The sequence below is a fragment of the Mycobacterium sp. 1164966.3 genome (assembly GCF_001665395.1).
Classification (GTDB): domain Bacteria; phylum Actinomycetota; class Actinomycetes; order Mycobacteriales; family Mycobacteriaceae; genus Mycobacterium.
In genome coordinates this window covers 42,961-59,084 of the sequence record NZ_LZSG01000050.1, presented here as the reverse complement: position 1 = coordinate 59,084, position 16,124 = coordinate 42,961, and the positions used below count along the sequence as shown (strand labels likewise).

Annotated in this window: 14 protein-coding genes and 1 pseudogene; 4 read left to right on the top strand and 11 right to left on the bottom strand. The window is 65.9% G+C overall.

Features of this window, described 5'->3' with window-relative positions; all coding sequences use genetic code 11:
• Positions 1–10: 10 nt before the first annotated feature.
• From A9W99_RS19645 to A9W99_RS19625, 5 genes are all read right to left on the bottom strand, one after another.
• On the bottom strand, positions 11–1,099 hold the full coding sequence (locus A9W99_RS19645; RefSeq protein WP_067381953.1) for a sulfate/molybdate ABC transporter ATP-binding protein: 1,089 nt from the start codon (positions 1,097–1,099) through the stop codon (positions 11–13).
• A gap of 15 nt (positions 1,100–1,114) precedes the next feature.
• Positions 1,115–1,933, bottom strand: coding sequence for a sulfate ABC transporter permease subunit CysW (gene cysW / locus A9W99_RS19640; protein WP_067381950.1), 819 nt, complete (start codon positions 1,931–1,933; stop codon positions 1,115–1,117).
• Positions 1,930–2,805: a sulfate ABC transporter permease subunit CysT gene (cysT, locus tag A9W99_RS19635; RefSeq protein WP_067381947.1), complete on the bottom strand. Its 876-nt coding sequence runs from the start codon at positions 2,803–2,805 to the stop codon at positions 1,930–1,932. The genes cysW and cysT overlap by 4 nt, the downstream gene beginning before the upstream one ends.
• Positions 2,802–3,857 carry a sulfate ABC transporter substrate-binding protein gene (locus A9W99_RS19630; RefSeq protein ID WP_067381944.1) on the bottom strand — a complete coding sequence of 352 codons (1,056 nt, stop codon included), beginning with the start codon at positions 3,855–3,857 and terminating at the stop codon, positions 2,802–2,804. The genes cysT and A9W99_RS19630 overlap by 4 nt, the downstream gene beginning before the upstream one ends.
• A gap of 348 nt (positions 3,858–4,205) precedes the next feature.
• The gene (locus A9W99_RS19625; protein WP_156623195.1) at positions 4,206–4,409 is read right to left on the bottom strand and encodes a hypothetical protein; all 204 of its coding nucleotides are present in this window, start codon (positions 4,407–4,409) and stop codon (positions 4,206–4,208) included.
• A gap of 68 nt (positions 4,410–4,477) precedes the next feature.
• Here A9W99_RS19625 and A9W99_RS19620 point away from each other — a divergent pair, with 68 nt between their 5' ends.
• Both A9W99_RS19620 and A9W99_RS19615 read left to right on the top strand, forming a co-directional pair.
• Complete coding sequence (locus A9W99_RS19620) at positions 4,478–5,716, top strand: FAD-dependent oxidoreductase (RefSeq protein ID WP_067381941.1); 1,239 nt, start codon at positions 4,478–4,480, stop codon at positions 5,714–5,716.
• A gap of 54 nt (positions 5,717–5,770) precedes the next feature.
• Complete coding sequence (locus A9W99_RS19615; protein WP_067381939.1) at positions 5,771–7,816, top strand: glycoside hydrolase family 15 protein; 2,046 nt, start codon at positions 5,771–5,773, stop codon at positions 7,814–7,816.
• A gap of 42 nt (positions 7,817–7,858) precedes the next feature.
• Here A9W99_RS19615 and lepA read toward each other — a convergent pair.
• A pseudogene (gene lepA / locus A9W99_RS19610) lies at positions 7,859–9,795 on the bottom strand (translation elongation factor 4).
• A 23-nt stretch (positions 9,796–9,818) separates the two neighbouring features.
• Between lepA and A9W99_RS19605 the strand changes: the two are divergent.
• Positions 9,819–10,421 carry a type II toxin-antitoxin system PemK/MazF family toxin gene (locus A9W99_RS19605; protein ID WP_067382006.1) on the top strand — a complete coding sequence of 201 codons (603 nt, stop codon included), beginning with the start codon at positions 9,819–9,821 and terminating at the stop codon, positions 10,419–10,421.
• A 183-nt stretch (positions 10,422–10,604) separates the two neighbouring features.
• Here A9W99_RS19605 and A9W99_RS19600 read toward each other — a convergent pair whose 3' ends face one another.
• Positions 10,605–11,033, bottom strand: a complete 429-nt coding sequence (locus A9W99_RS19600; protein WP_067381933.1) for a CBS domain-containing protein — start codon at positions 11,031–11,033, stop codon at positions 10,605–10,607.
• 130 nt (positions 11,034–11,163) lie between these two features.
• Here A9W99_RS19600 and A9W99_RS19595 point away from each other — a divergent pair, with 130 nt between their 5' ends.
• Positions 11,164–12,006 carry a ribonuclease Z gene (locus A9W99_RS19595; RefSeq protein WP_067381930.1) on the top strand — a complete coding sequence of 281 codons (843 nt, stop codon included), beginning with the start codon at positions 11,164–11,166 and terminating at the stop codon, positions 12,004–12,006.
• Here the strand turns inward: A9W99_RS19595 and A9W99_RS19590 are convergent.
• From A9W99_RS19590 to A9W99_RS19575, 4 genes are read right to left on the bottom strand one after another with little or no spacing between them, the layout of a single operon-like run.
• Positions 11,974–12,636 carry a hypothetical protein gene (locus A9W99_RS19590; RefSeq protein WP_082930110.1) on the bottom strand — a complete coding sequence of 221 codons (663 nt, stop codon included), beginning with the start codon at positions 12,634–12,636 and terminating at the stop codon, positions 11,974–11,976. The two genes, A9W99_RS19595 and A9W99_RS19590, sit on opposite strands and share 33 nt — an antisense overlap.
• Positions 12,637–13,476 (bottom strand): transglutaminase family protein, encoded by an 840-nt coding sequence (locus tag A9W99_RS19585; RefSeq protein WP_067381927.1) that lies wholly within the window; start codon positions 13,474–13,476, stop codon positions 12,637–12,639.
• Positions 13,476–14,453, bottom strand: coding sequence for an alpha-E domain-containing protein (locus A9W99_RS19580; protein ID WP_067381924.1), 978 nt, complete (start codon positions 14,451–14,453; stop codon positions 13,476–13,478). The genes A9W99_RS19585 and A9W99_RS19580 overlap by 1 nt, the downstream gene beginning before the upstream one ends.
• On the bottom strand, positions 14,453–16,099 hold the full coding sequence (locus A9W99_RS19575; protein WP_067381921.1) for a circularly permuted type 2 ATP-grasp protein: 1,647 nt from the start codon (positions 16,097–16,099) through the stop codon (positions 14,453–14,455). Before A9W99_RS19575 ends, A9W99_RS19580 begins: the two co-directional genes overlap by 1 nt.
• Between the last annotated feature and the right edge of the window lie 25 nt (positions 16,100–16,124).

Sequence of the window (16,124 nt, the reverse complement as noted above, 5' to 3'; positions counted from 1 at the left end):
GCCCAGCCAGTCACGCAGACGTCAACGTCGTCTCGTCCTCGTCCGCGTCGCGAGCGACCGTGCTGTCGTCGGCGATCGGCGGAACGCGGGTGGCCCGCACGTAAACAGTGTCGCCGTCGCGCAATGCCAGCGCTTCGGCGTCGCCGCGGGTGATCTGCGCGGTGAACGGGCTCCCACTGGCGGCGTTCGTCAACTCCACGCGCACTTCGAAGCCCAGGGCCACCACTCGCTCGACGGTGGCGCGTACGACGCCGATCGCATCGGCGGTGCCGTCGCCACCGGCGATCGCCATGTCGGGGCGTCGGCCCACCCGGATGTCGTGCGGGCGCACCAGGACGCCGTTGAGGGCTGACACCGCACCTAGAAACGACATCACGAACGCATTCGCCGGCGCGTCATAGACCTCGGTCGGACTGCCCACCTGCTCGATACGGCCCCTGTTCAAGACGGCGATCCGGTCCGCGACATCCAACGCCTCGGCCTGATCGTGAGTGACCAGCACGGTGGTGACGTGCACCTCGTCATGCAGCCGGCGTAGCCAACTGCGCAGATCCTCACGGACTTTGGCGTCCAGCGCCCCGAACGGCTCGTCGAGCAGCAGCACTTGCGGGTCGACCGCCAGCGCCCGGGCCAACGCCATGCGCTGGCGCTGACCACCGGAAAGCTGATTGGGATAGCGGGTGTGAAATCCGCTCAGCCCCACCACTTCCAGCAGATGGTCGACCTTCTGCTTGATCTCGGCCTTGGGCCGCTTGCGAATCTTCAACCCATACGCCACGTTGTCACGCACGGTCAGGTGTTTGAACGCCGCATAGTGCTGGAAAACGAACCCGATCCCGCGCCGCTGCGGGGGCACCCCGGTCACATCGCGCCCGTTGATCGTGATGGTGCCGCTGTCCGGCTGATCCAGGCCCGCGATCGCACGCAACAACGTGGACTTGCCCGAACCACTCGGTCCCAGCAGCGCGGTCAGCGAACCGGCGGGCACCACAAAATCCACATGGTCCAGGGCGACGAAATCGCCATAGTGCTTGTAGGCGTCGCGCACGATGATGGCGTGCCCATCCTCCGTGTCGGGGCGGGTCCCGATTTCGGTCATCTGCGAATCTCCTTGTCAGGCCTGTCTGGTCGCACGTGCCCGGCGTGCGTCGAGAACGACTTGGACGATCAGAACCACCACCGAAACAGCCATGAGCAGCGTCGAGAGCGCGTACGCCCCGTACTCCGCTCCGCGGTTGTAGCGGTCCGAAACCAGCAGTGTCAGCGTCTGTGACGTCCCGGGAAGGTTGGACGACACCATGATGACCGCGCCGTATTCGCCGAGGGTTCGCGCGACCGTCAACACGATGCCGTAGGTCAGCCCCCACCGGATGGACGGCAGCGTGATCCGCCAAAAGGTTTGCCACCAGCCGGAACCCAGCGTGGCCGCGGCCTCCTCCTGATCCGTTCCCAGTTCGTGCAGGACCGGTTCGACTTCGCGTACCACGAACGGCAGCGTGACGAAGACGCTGGCCAGTACGATGCCGGGCAGGCCGAAGATGATCTTGAGCCCCAGGTCTTTTTCCACGAAGCCCAGCGCACCGGCTGATCCCCACAACACGATCAGCGCGACGCCCACGACGACAGGCGAGACGGCGAACGGCAGATCGATGATCGCCTGCAGGACGCCCTTCCCCCGAAAGCGGTTGCGCGCGAGCACCAATGCCGTCGGAATCCCGAAGATCACATTCAGCGGCACCACGATCGCTACGACAAGGAGTGACAAGTTCAGCGCGGACACGGCCGCCGGGGTGCTGACCCAGTCGTAGAACTGAGCAAACCCGGGCTGGAACGTACGCCATAGGATCACGGCCACCGGAACCGCCAGCAGCACAAGGATGTACGCCAGCGCAATCGCTCGGATGAGGTAGCGAACTCGCGGCGACAACTTCACGCGACCACCTCCTCGCGCCGGGCCGCGCGCGCTCCGATGACGCGCAGGATGAACAGGACAATAAATGAGATCGAAAGCAGGACAATGGATATCGCCGCGGCGCCGGTGCGGTCGTCGTTTTCGATCAAGGTGCGGATCCACTGCGACGAGACCTCGGTCTTGCCCGGCACGGCGCCACCGATCAGGACCACCGAGCCGAACTCGCCGATCGCGCGCGAAAACGCCAGCCCCGCACCCGACAACAACGCGGGCGTGAGTGACGGCAGCACGACGGAGGTGAAAATCTTGAGGTTGTCGGCACCCAACGAGGCCGCCGCCTCCTCCGTCTCCCGATCGATCTCCAGCAACACCGGCTGAACGGCGCGCACCACGAACGGCAGTGTGACGAATGCCAGCGCCACGCCCACGCCCCATGCGGTGTGTTGCAGGTGAAGCCCCACCGGGCTGTTGCTTCCGTACAGGGCCAGCATCACTAGGCTGGCGACGATGGTGGGCAGCGCGAACGGCAGGTCGATGATCACGTCGACCAGGCGTTTGCCAAAGAAGTTGTCGCGCACCAGCACCCAGGCAATCAGCAAGCCGAAGAAGGTGTTGAGCAGCGTGACCGCCGCCGAAATCGTCAGCGTCACCCGGAACGACTCCACCGCGGCGTGCGAGGTGACCGCCAGCCAGAAGGCCTGCCAGCCGCCGCCCGCGGCCTGCCAGACGATGGCGGCCAGCGGCAGCAGCACGATCACCGAAAGCCACAACGTCGCCACCCCGACCCGAAGTGACGTGGTGCGCGGTGAACGGTGATCCGAAGACCCGGTTGGAGGGTCAGCGCCAAGTTCTGGCCGGACCGCTTCGGGGTCCGGGATGACCGCGGCCGTCATCCGGTGGCCTGCATATAGATCTTGGTGATGCTGCCGGAGGTTTTGTCGAACAGCTGCGAATCCACGGTGTCCCAGCCACCGAGGTCGGCAATGGTCCACAGTTTCACCGGTACCGGAAATTGGTCCCGGAATTCCGCGGCGACCGCCGGGTCGACGGGCCGGAAACCGGCTTGAGCCCACAACTTTTGCGCCGGACCGGTGTACTGGAAGTTCTTGAACGCGATCGCGGACTTCAGGTGCGGGCTGGTGGTCACCACCGCCAGCGGGTTTTCGATCTTGAAGGTCTGCGACGGGTTGACATGTTCGATCCGTTTACCTTGTCGCTCAGTGGCAATGGCCTCGTTCTCGTAGCTGATCAACACGTCTCCGCTGCCCTGGACGAAAACGTCGGTGGCTTCTCGTCCCGATCCGGGACGCAGTTTGACGTGTTCGCGCACCAACTTGTTCACAAAGTCAATCCCTGCCTGGCTGTTTCGGCCGCCTTCGCTTTTAACCGCATACGGAGCAAGCAGATTCCACTTCGCCGATCCCGAACTCAGCGGGCTCGGCGTGATGACCTCCACACCGGGCCGCAGCAGATCATCCCAGCCTTTGATGTTCTTCGGATTACCCGCGCGTACCACCAATGTCACCACCGAGCCGAATGGGATGCCCCCGGTGACGTCGGTGTTCCAGTCCTTGGCAACCTTTCCGGCCTTGATCAACCTGGTGACGTCGGGCTCGACGGAGAAGTTCACCAGGTCTGCCGGTTTGCCGTCTACGACGCCTCGGGACTGGTCGCCCGAGGCCCCATACGAGGTGATCACCTGCACGCCTTTGCCCTCTTCGGAGGCGTTGAACGCGGGAATGATCTTGCTCCATCCGGGTTCCGGAGCCGAATAGGCGACCAAGGTGATGCTGGTGTTCGCACCCGCCGGCCCGCCGCCGCCGACCACGTCGCTGGCCCCGCCGCTGCACGCCGAGACGACACCGATGACCAGCGCGAGCACGACCGCGAACCCAGAAGTGCGCCGCGGGCGCGGTGAACTTCCGATGTTGAACGTCAGCGGCATTGACGACCTTCCAGTGCGGGACCTTCAAACGGCTGTCCCCGTTGCTACGGGAGGCGTCTGGAACTGCTGAAAGGATTCACGAAGTCCACGCCGTACCGCGCACGGGCGATTCGGTCAGCGACAACAGTGCAGGTCGCACACAGCGCGAACCCGCTCGGTCCCGCTTCGGTGGCCGAGCGCGTAAGCCTGGCGGCGCACAGCGCCCAGTGCTACGTGCATGGCCGGAAGCCTAACAGAATTCGCTGGTCGCCTTCTTCTTGTCGGCTCAGTGCGTCAGCAGCCACGCGACCACCACCAGCACCACCAGCGTGACGAGAACCAACGTCACGTGCGACCGAGGCATGCTGACTATCCAAGCGCCTCGTCGGCGTGGCGGGCCCGGCGCATCAATTGAATGCCCCTGCCCAGCAGGCGGTCCAGCACCACCGCCAGGATGTAGGCCAGCAGCAGCACGATGGGCATGACCAGGATGGCCTGCAGCACGAAGGCGAGCCCGGAAAGCCACAGCTCGATCCCGTCCCACCAACTCAGGAACCCGTTCACCGGCCTCACCCTAATCCTGCTCATACCCCGGGCACCAGAAAGCCGTCGGCGGAACTCCGATGTGTCAAGATCGGCCAATGCCGCCTGCCGAGCGCACGACGTGTCTCGTCGTCGGCGGCGGACCCGCGGGCATGATGCTCGGCCTGCTGCTGGCCCGCGCCGGAGTAAAAGTCACCGTGATGGAAAAGCACGCGGATTTTCTCCGCGATTTCCGCGGCGACACCGTGCACGCCAGCACATTGCGCCTACTCGACGAACTCGGTTTGGGTGCGCGGTTCGCCCAGATTCCACACCGTCTGATCGACACCGCCCGGATGCGGCTGCAGGGCCAACCCGTGGATCTGGACTTGACCCGATTGCCGGGAGCTCATCAACACATCGCCCTGGTGCCGCAGTGGGATTTCTTGGAGTTGCTGGCCGCTGCCGCCGACGCGGAGCCCAGCTTCCGGTTGCTGCGCAGCACCGAGGTGACCGGCGTGATTCGCGACGGCGACCGGGTCGTCGGCGTCACCTACCGCGACAACGCGGAGGGCCGTCCCCACGCCACCGTCAAGGAGATGCGCGCCGAGCTGACGGTGGCCTGCGACGGCCGCTCGTCGACCGTGCGCTCGGCCGTCGGTCTGAAACCGCGAGTGTTCGGCGCGCCGATGGACGTCTGGTGGTTCCGGTTACTTCGCCGGCCCGATGATCCGCCCGGGCTTGCCGGCACATTCCGCGCCGGGCACGGCGCCATCCTGATCGACCGGGGCAGCTACTACCAGATCGCCTACATCATTCCGAAGGGGACCGACTCCGAGCTGCGGTCGGCGGGCATCGAGGCATTGCGCCGCGTGCTGGTCGACATGGTGCCCTGGCTGGCCGACCGAGTCGACACGTTGAGTTCGTTCGACGACGTGAAACTGCTTGACGTGCAACTCAATCGGCTTCGTCGTTGGTATTGCGACGGGCTGCTCTGCATCGGCGATGCCGCTCATGCGATGTCGCCGGTCGGCGGCGTCGGCATCAACCTGGCGGTCGCCGACGCCGTCGCCGCCGCGCGGACGTTGGCCGGCCCGCTGCGGGCCGGGCGCGTATCCACCCGGCAGTTGGCCCGGGTACAGGTGCGCCGCTGGGTGCCGACCGCGATCCTGCAGGCCGCGCAGCGCGCGATCCATGCGAACGTGGTCGCCGTCGCGGTGGACGGTAGAGACCGGCCGCCGCCCCGCGCAGTACGGGCGGTGGGCAGATCGACGGCGTTACGGCGATTCGTCGGCTACATGGTGGCGATCGGCCCGCTGTCCGAGCACGCGCCCGAGTACGCGAGGCGTGCAGGATAGACCGAGTCGCGCAAAGGATGGACGCCGGGCACGTCGACAGATGATGATGTCGGGATGGTCCTGCAAGCTCAACCCGCCGACCAGCCAGCCGACCCGGCGGCCCCTTCAGAGGTCAGCGAGATTGAAGCGGTAACGCCAGCCCCTTCTCCGGCCGTCGACTTCAGCTTGCCCACGCCCTACACATCGAGTTCGGCACTGCGCAACCCGTTTCCGCCGATCGCCGATTACGCGTTCCTGTCGGACTGGGAGACCACCTGCCTGATATCGCCGGCCGGTTCCGTGGAGTGGCTGTGCGTGCCGCGTCCGGACTCGCCGAGCGTGTTCGGTGCGATTCTGGACCGCAGCGCCGGTCATTTCCGCCTGGGCCCCTACGGTGTCTCGGTGCCGTCGGCGCGGCGCTACCTGCCCGGCAGCCTGATCATGGAGACCACTTGGCAGACCCACACCGGGTGGCTGATCGTGCGCGACGCGCTGGTGATGGGCAAGTGGCACGACATCGACCGGCGATCGCGAACGCACCGGCGCACCCCGATGGACTGGGACGCCGAGCACATCCTGCTCCGCACAGTGCGCTGCGTCAGCGGCACCGTCGAGCTGATGATGAGCTGCGAGCCGGCGTTCGACTACCACCGCATCGGCGCCACCTGGGAATACTCGGCGAACGCCTACGGCGAGGCCGTCGCCCGCGCCGGCAAGCAACCCGACGATCACCCGGCGCTGCGGCTGACCACCAACCTGCGCATCGGCCTGGAGGGGCGCGAAGCGCGCGCCCGCACCCGGATGAAAGAGGGCGACGACATCTTCGTCGCGCTGAGCTGGACCAAGCATCCGCCGCCGCAGACCTACGAAGAGGCCGCCGACAAGATGTGGCAGACCACCGAGTGCTGGCGGCAGTGGATCAACATCGGCAACTTCCCCGATCACCCGTGGCGGGCGTACCTGCAGCGCAGCGCGCTCACCCTCAAGGGGCTGACGTATTCGCCCACCGGCGCGCTGCTGGCGGCCAGCACCACGTCGCTCCCGGAAACGCCGCGCGGAGTGCGCAATTGGGATTACCGCTACGCGTGGATTCGCGATTCGACGTTCGCGCTGTGGGGGCTCTACACGCTGGGACTGGACCGCGAGGCCGACGACTTCTTCGCGTTCATCGCCGACGTGTCCGGCGCCAACAACGGCGAACGACATCCGCTGCAGGTGATGTACGGCGTCGGTGGCGAGCGCAGCCTGGTCGAAGAGGAACTGCATCATCTGTCCGGCTACGACCACGCGCGTCCGGTGCGGATCGGCAACGGCGCCTACAACCAGGACCAGCACGACATCTGGGGCTCGGTCCTGGACTCCTTCTACCTGCACGCCAAATCGCGCGAGCAAGTCCCGGAGACGCTGTGGCCGGTGCTGAAGAAGCAGGTCGAGGAGGCGATCAAGCACTGGCGCGAGCCCGACCGCGGAATTTGGGAGGTGCGCGGGGAGCCGCAGCACTTCACGTCGTCGAAGGTGATGTGCTGGGTGGCGCTGGACCGCGGCGCGAAGCTTGCCGAACGTCAAGGCGAAGTCAGCTATGCGCAGCAGTGGCGAAAGATCGCCGAGGAGATCAAGGCCGACATCCTCGAGCACGGGGTCGATTCCCGAGGCGTGTTGACCCAGCGCTACGGCGACGACGCGCTGGACGCCTCGCTGCTGCTGGTGGTGCTGACGAGGTTCCTGCCGCCCGACGACCCGCGGGTGCGCAACACCGTGCTGGCCATCGCCGACGAACTCACCGAGGAAGGCTTGGTGCTGCGGTACCGCGTCGAGGAGACCGACGACGGGCTGTCGGGCGAGGAAGGCACGTTCACCATCTGCTCGTTCTGGCTGGTGTCGGCGCTGGTGGAGATCGGTGAGGTGACGCGTGCCAAGCGGCTGTGCGAGCGGCTGCTGGCCTACGCCAGCCCGCTGCACCTCTACGCCGAGGAGATCGAGCCACGTACGGGCCGTCATCTCGGCAACTTCCCCCAGGCGTTCACCCACCTGGCGTTGATCAACGCGGTCGTCCACGTGATCCGGGCGGAAGAGGAAGCCGACAGCTCCGGGACATTCCAGCCCGCCAACGCGCCCGTGTAGGTCACCTATTACGCCGAGCAGACGCAAAAGCACCGGAAAACGCTATGTTTTGGGCGCTTTTGCGTCTGTTCGCCGAGAACCCGCGGCGTCGGTGGACAGCGCGGCGACGAACGCTTCCTGCGGCACCTCGACCCGCCCGATGGTCTTCATCCGCTTCTTGCCTTCCTTCTGCTTTTCCAGAAGTTTGCGTTTGCGGGTGATGTCACCGCCGTAGCATTTCGACAGCACATCTTTGCGGATCGCCCGAATGTTTTCGCGCGCAATGATTTTCGATCCAATAGCCGCCTGTACCGGCACCTCGAACTGCTGACGCGGGATCAGTTCCTTGAGCTTGGTGGTCATCTTGTTGCCGTAAGCGAAGGCCGAGTCCTTGTGCACGATCGCGCTGAACGCGTCGACGGCCTCGCCCTGCAGCAGGATGTCGACCTTGACGAGTTGGGCCTCCTGCTCGCCGGCGTCCTCGTAATCGAGGCTGGCGTAGCCGCGGGTGCGCGATTTGAGCGAGTCGAAGAAGTCGAAGATGATCTCGCCGAGCGGCATGGTGTAGCGCAGTTCCACTCGCTCTGTCGAGAGGTAATCCATGCCGCCGAGTTCGCCGCGCCGGGACTGACAGAGTTCCATGATGGTGCCGATGAATTCGCTGGGCGCGATGATAGTGGTCTTCACGACGGGTTCGTATACCGTGCGGATCTTGCCCTCGGGCCAGTCCGACGGGTTGGTCACGCGGATTTCAGCGACCTCGTCGCCTCGGCCCTCTTTGAGTACGCGATAGACCACGTTCGGCGAGGTCGAGATCAGGTCCAGGTCGAACTCGCGCTCCAGCCGCTCGCGGGTGATCTCCATATGCAGCAGGCCGAGAAAGCCGCAGCGGAACCCGAAGCCGAGCGCCACCGACGTTTCCGGCTCGTAGGTCAGGGCAGCGTCGTTGAGCTGCAGCTTGTCCAGGGCGTCGCGCAGGTTGGGGTAGTCGGAGCCGTCCACGGGATACAGCCCCGAATAGACCATCGGCTTGGGTTCGCGGTAGCCGGTCAGCGCCGCCTTCGCGCCGTTGCGGGCCGTCGTCACCGTGTCACCCACCTTGGACTGACGAACGTCTTTGACACCGGTGATCAGATAGCCCACCTCCCCGACGCCGAGACCCTCGCTCGGCTTCGGCTCGGGCGAGACGATGCCGACCTCGAGCAGTTCGTGGGTGGCTCCGGTGGACATCATGGCGATGCGCTCGCGTGGGCTGATCTTGCCGTCCACCACGCGGACGTAGGTCACCACGCCGCGGTAGATGTCATAGACGGAGTCGAAGATCATCGCCCGCGTGGGTGCGTCGGCGTCGCCCTGCGGTGGCGGCACCTCGCGCACCACATGGTCGAGCAGGTCGGCCACGCCCTCGCCGGTTTTGCCGGACACGCGCAGCACGTCGTGGGGCTCGCAGCCGATGATGTGGGCGATCTCACCGGCGTAGCGGTCCGGGTCGGCGGCGGGCAGGTCGATCTTGTTGAGCACCGGGATGATGTGCAGGTCACGGTCCAGCGCGAGGTAAAGGTTGGCCAGGGTCTGCGCCTCGATCCCCTGAGCAGCGTCGACCAGCAGCACCGCTCCCTCGCAGGCCTCCAGCGCCCGCGACACCTCGTAGGTGAAGTCGACGTGGCCGGGGGTGTCGATCAGGTGCAGAATGTAGTCGGTTTCATCGACTTGCCAGGGCAGCCGCACATTCTGCGCCTTGATGGTGATGCCGCGTTCGCGCTCGATGTCCATCCGGTCCAGGTACTGGGCGCGCATCGACCGCTCGTCGACCACACCGGTCAGCTGCAGCATCCGGTCGGCCAGCGTGGACTTGCCGTGGTCGATGTGAGCGATGATGCAGAAGTTCCGAATCTGCGCCGGCGCGGTGAAGGTCTTGTCGGCGAAACTGCTGATGGGAATCTCCTGGACTGACGGTGCGTTCGGCCTGTCCAGCCTATCTGGGACACGACGGCATCCAACCGCTCACGTCTATGCTGCGAATATGTCGTCCGCTCGCAAGTCTCAGTGGAAGACGTTGCAGCAGTTCGCCGAGAACCTGGTGTCCAACAGGGTTCCCAAGCTTGCCCGTCAATTGCAGACCTCGCAGGCTGTCCTGCGCGAACTCCAGCAAGTCGTCAAGGTCACCGTCAACGTCATCTCCGCCGTCACACCGCAGCCACAGACCGAGATCACCACGGGGCGGCCGGTGAGCAAGACCAGCTTTCCCACCGCACAGCGGGCCCGAAAATTGGTGTACGCACCCAATCTGGACGGTAGGGCCGATCCGGGCGAGATCGTCTGGACATGGGTGGTCTACGAGGAGGATCCGACCCGCGGCAAAGACCGGCCCGTGCTGGTCGTCGGCCGTGACCGCAGTGTCCTGCTCGGGCTGATGGTGTCCAGTCAGGAACGCCACGACAGCGACCGAAACTGGGTCGGGATCGGTAGTGGCAACTGGGATTACGAGGGCAGGGAAAGCTGGGTCCGGCTGGACCGGGTGCTCGACGTGCCAGAGGAGAGCATCCGCCGGGAAGGCGCGATTCTGGAGCGCGAAGTCTTCGATGTGGTCGCCGCGCGGCTACGCGCCGACTATGCCTGGCGCTGACGGGCTTGTCTTTGTTCATTTGCCTTCGGCTTGCGGTGTGAATCCTGGGCTTTCAGCGTGAATCCTGGGCTTTGCGGGTGAAAACAGGGCGGGGTTTCGCCCAGATCTCCGCCCAGGCTTCACAGCCGAAGCCCTCGCTTCACAATCAAAGCCAAGACTTCACAAGCCGTCGACCGAGCCGGGCTAGCCCTGAGTGATGTAGGACTGCAGCTGCTGCTGCTCGGCCTCGAGTTCTTCCATTCGCGTCTTGACGACGTCGCCGATGCTGACGATGCCGATGAGCTTCTTGCCGTCCAGCACCGGCACATGGCGCACCCGGTTCTTGGTCATCAACACGCTGATGCTGTCGACGGTGTCGGCTTTGGTGCAGGTGGCGACCGCGCTGGTCATGATCTTGGACACCGGACGGGACAGCACGCTGGCCCCATGAGTGTGCAACTGCCGTACTACATCACGTTCCGAGACGATGCCGACGACACCTTCCGGGCCGATCACCACCATGGCGCCGATGTTCTGCTCGGCAAGGCCGGCCAGCAGTTCGCGGACCGTCGCGTCGGGGTTGATCGTGGTCACCGCCGCGCCCTTGTTCCGCAAGACATCCGCGATCCGCATTCAGGCCTCCCGCCGGTGGTGATCTGCTTCACACCAGGCTACGGCTAACTCACGCGCCAAGAAAGAACACATAGCCAATTGTGACCGTAGGCGCAGGCCCGGGGCGGCACGAGTTGCGAGGATGAGTCCCATGATCGAGATCACCCTGCTCGGAACCGGCAGTCCCATCCCCGACCCGAACCGCGCCGGACCGTCGACGCTGGTACGCGCAGGCGGCCAGGTGTTCCTGGTGGATTGTGGGCGTGGTGTGTTGCAGCGGGCGGCGGCGGTCGGCGTGGGCGCCGCCGGCTTGTCGGCCCTGCTGCTCACGCACCTGCACAGCGACCACATCGCCGAGCTCGGCGACGTGCTGATCACAGGTTGGGTCACCAACTTCGCGCCTGATCCTGCACCGCTGCAGATCATCGGGCCGCCCGGCACCGCGGAGACCGTAGACGCCACGCTGAAGGCGTTCGGCCATGACATCGGCTACCGGATCGCCCACCACGCCGACCTGAACGCGCCGCCGCCGGTCGAGGTCCACGAGTACACCGATGGCACAGTGTGGGACCGCGACGGCGTGACCATCCGGGTGACTCCCACCGATCATCGGCCGGTGGTGCCCACCATCGGGTTTCGGATCGAAGCCGACGGCGCTTCGGTGGTGCTGGCCGGTGACACCGTGCCCTGCGCCGGCCTGGACGAGCTGGCTGCTGGTGCGGACGCGTTGGTGCACACCGTGATTCGCAAGGACGTCCTCATCCATGTGCCCCAGCAGCGGGTCAAGGACGTGTGCGATTACCACTCGTCGGTGCAGGAAGCGGCAGCGACGGCGGCCCGCGCGGGGGTGGGCACGCTGGTCATGACGCACTACGTGCCCGCCATCGTGCCCGGGCAGGAAGAGCAGTGGCGGGCGCTGGCCGCGGCCGAGTTCAGCGGCCGAATCGAGCTCGGCGACGACCTACATCGCGTCGAGGTCGTCGCGCGCCAATGAAGCGCCGGCCACCACCAGCCACCCCAACGCCAAAACCCGGGCAACCGGAAGGATCACGCCCAAGCGCGTCCACATCAGCACCGCCGTCGCCGATTCGGCGAGTGCGGCGATCGCCAGGCCGATGCGCGCCACCGGTTTCGGCGTCAACCCAGCCGCCGCCATCGCGGCGACCAGCACACCCAGGGCAACGACATGCCCGGGGCCGCCGATCAGAAACACCAAGATGTAGAGCGCCCGGACCAACGCGGTGTCGCCGCTGACCTCTGGCCGCGTCAGCGTCCAGCCCACCAAGCCGGCAAGTGCCAGCGACCCGGCCGCCAGAATGCCGCCGGTCAACGCGATCGTCGGTCGCAGGCCGGTGACGCCGAGCTGCCGAAGCCGGGCGCTCGCCGCGGCCGCGTAGCCCGCCAGCGGCACCGACGACGCGAACATCGCCACTGCGATGGTCTGCACCGCGACCGGGTGGTCGCGCACATACTCCTGGATCGGCGGAAGCGGCCCATACGGCAGCGGCATTACACCGCCGAGCGCGACGCCGACCCCAATTCCGCCGAACAGCAATCCAACGCACGAGCCCGACAGCACCACCAGTGCGGGTCCGGTCGGCCGGGATCCAGCCCTGTTCACCATTCAGGCCAGCCGGGTGGTCTCCACGACTACCTCCAGGTCCGTCGCTCCCTGCCCGGAGTAGATGCCCTTCAACGGCGACACGTCCGCGTAGTCGCGGCCGACGCCGACATTCACGTACTGCTCGGTGATTTCGGTGCCATGGGTGGGATCGTAATTCCACCAGCTGCCGGTCCAGGCCTGGATCCAGGCGTGGCTGCGGCCGTCAACGGTTTTCCCGACGACGGCGTCGCGTTTGGGGTGTAGGTACCCCGACACGTAGCGTCCGGGAATCCCCATGGCGCGCAACAGAATCAGCGTCAGGTGCGCGAAGTCCTGGCAGACGCCCTTGCCCTGTTGCAGCGCATCCAGCCCGGACGATTGCACGCCGGTGGTTCCCGGAAGGTAGTCGAGCTCGCCGCGTGCCCAGCGAGCGGCGGCAACAACGGCTTCCGTGGGGTCGTGATACTTCCTGATCCGCTTCCCCACCGCCGCAACGCGTTTGCTTGTCGGGGTGTAGTCGGTGGGTCGCAGCACTTCGTCGAACCGGTCGATCACGGCCATGGACTGCAGCTCTTCCCAACTGGTCTTGGCCGTCGGCGGTTCCGGGCGTTCCGTTTCCACGACCGACGAAGACGTCACGGTCAGCTCAGTATGCGGCGCGTGCAGGTCGAAAGCCGTTACGGCAGTGCCCCAATAGTCGGTGTAGCGGTAGGACCGGGTGGCCGGGATGGTTTCGACGCGGTTGAGGATGACGTTCTGCCGGTTGTTGGACGTCGGCGTCAGCCGAGCTTCGTTGTAGGAGGCCGTCACCGGCGACTTGTAGGCATATCCGGTGGTGTGCACCACCCGCATCCGCCACATCAGGACTCCCCCGGCGTGGTCAACGATCGGACGCGCTGACCGGCATCCGACCACGCAACCCAGGGTGCGGCATGGAAGTACTGCAGCTCCAAGGCATCTCCGACGTCGCGGCAGGTTCTCTGCAACGCGCCCAAGCGGTTCTCCAGCGATTCCAACAGCACACCCGGCTGGACGAATTCCAATTCGCTGCGGGCCTGACCCAGCAGCCGCTGCGCATCGGTGGTGGCCCCGATCCGGCTCTGCGGATTGTGCAGCAGCTCCTCGACGTTGTGTTCGGCCAGCCGCAACGAGAAGTAGACCGAACGCGGGAACAGCCGGTCGAGCATCATGAACTCGACCACCCGGCCAGCGTCGAGCACCCCGCGGTAGGTGCGCAGGTACGTGTCATGGGCACCCGCCGAGCGCAGCAGCGTCACCCACGCCGGCGAGGACGCGCTGTCCCCTACCCGGGACAGCAGCAGGCGCACGGTCATGTCCACCCGCTCGATCGCGCGGCCCAGCACCATGAAGCGGTAGCCGTCGTCACGGGAGAGGGTGGAGTCGGCCAGGCCCGCGAACATCGCCGCCCGGCTTTCGATGAACGACAGAAACTCGTGCGGCCCAAGACGTTTGGCGGCACGTTCGCGTTCGGGCAGCGCGTGGTAGGTGGTGTTGATGCACTCCCAGGTCTCGCTGGACGTGACTTCCCTTGCCGACCTTGCGTTTTCCCGCGCTGCCGAGATCGCGTCGACGATGGAGCACCCGCCCTGGGTGTTCGGGTTGAAAGCCACCAGGTCGGTCAGGGACCACACGTTCAGCGGCTTGTCCGGAGCCTCGATGCCCAGTACTTGCAGTAGCAGCCGGGAGGCGTGGTCGGGGTCGACGCTGGAATCCTCGAGCAGTTGGTGTACGGCGACGTCCAGAATGCGGGCGGTGTCGTCGGCGCGCTCGACGTAGCGGCCGATCCAATACAGCGCTTCGGCGTTGCGGGCCAGCATTAGTCGATCTCCTGCTGTTGCAGCTGGTGCTGGGTCGGCTGCTGCGTGGCGTGCGAACCGTCCGGTGCCAATTCGGGCATGGGCCGCGGCAGCGACCGCACCACCTCCGCGGCGCCCAGCTCACGCTCGGCCACCGAAGTGCGCGGCGCCAGCACCCAGGTGTCCTTCGAGCCGCCGCCCTGACTGGAGTTGACCACCCGCGAGCCCTCCACCAGCGCCACCCGCGTCAGCCCGCCGGGCAGCACCCATACCTCGTTGCCGTCGTTGACCGCGAACGGCCTCAGGTCGACGTAGCGCGGCGCCAACGAGCCTTCGATGCGAGTCGGCACCGTGGACAGTTCCATCATGGGCTGGGCGATCCAGCTGCGCGGATCGTCGCGGATCTTCTTGGTGACGGCCGCCAGCTCTTTCTCAGAGGCTTCCGGGCCGAACACGATCCCGTACCCGCCGGAGCCCTCGACCGGCTTGAGCACCAATTCGCGGATCCGGTCCAGCACCTCTTCGCGTTCGTCGTCCAACCAGCAGCGGAAGGTTTCCACGTTGGCCAACGCCGGCTTCTCACCGAGGTAGTACTCGATCATCGTCGGCACATAGGTGTAGACGAGCTTGTCGTCGCCGACGCCGTTGCCGATCGCAGACGAAATGACCACATTGCCGGCCCGCGCGGCGTTGACCAGACCGGCCACCCCGAGCACCGAGTCGGCCCGGAACTGCAGCGGGTCCAGGAAAGCGTCGTCGATGCGCCGGTAGATCACGTCGACCTGACGCTCGCCCTCGGTCGTGCGCATGTACACCTGGTTGTCACGGCAGAACAGGTCGCGGCCTTCGACCAGCTCGACGCCCATCTGCCGGGCGAGCAGTGAGTGCTCGAAATAGGCCGAGTTGTAGACACCCGGGGTGAGCACCACAACTGTGGGGTCGGCCTCGTTGGTCGCCGCCGAGTTGCGCAATGCCCGCAGCAGGTGCGACGAGTAGTCGTCGACGGTACGAACCCGGTGGGTGGCGAACAGGTTCGGGAAGACGCGCGCCATGGTGCGCCGGTTCTCCATGACGTACGAGACGCCCGACGGCGAGCGCAGATTGTCCTCGAGCACTCGGAAGTCGCCGCGTTCGTCGCGGATCAGGTCGATGCCCGCGACGTGGATCCGCACGCCGTTGGGTGGCACGATGCCCATCGCCTCGCGGTGAAAGTGCTCACACGAGGTGACCAGCCGCCGCGGTATCACGCCGTCGCGCAGAATCTCCTGGTCGCCGTAAATGTCGTCCAGGTACATCTCGAGGGCCTTGACCCGCTGGGTGATGCCGCGTTCCAGCCGCGTCCACTCCGATGCCGAGATCACCCGGGGCACCAGGTCCAGCGGGAAAGGCCGTTCCTGCCCCGACAGCGAGAAGGTGATGCCCTGGTCGATGAACGCGCGGCCCAGTGCGTCAGCCCGGGCTTTCAGGTCGGAGGCGTCCGACGGAGCGAGTTCGGCGTAGATGCCCTTATAGGGCCCCCGGACGCCGCCCTGGGCATCGAACATCTCGTCGAACGCCATCGAGTAGGAGTCCGACGTGTTGTATCCGTCGAAGATGCGTTCCGAACGGGCACGCGCAGCGCCGCGCGACCCCTGCTTGGTCTCCTCAAGCTGGTTCGGAAGACTCACCTGTCAGATGCTGCCTCAGATCGAC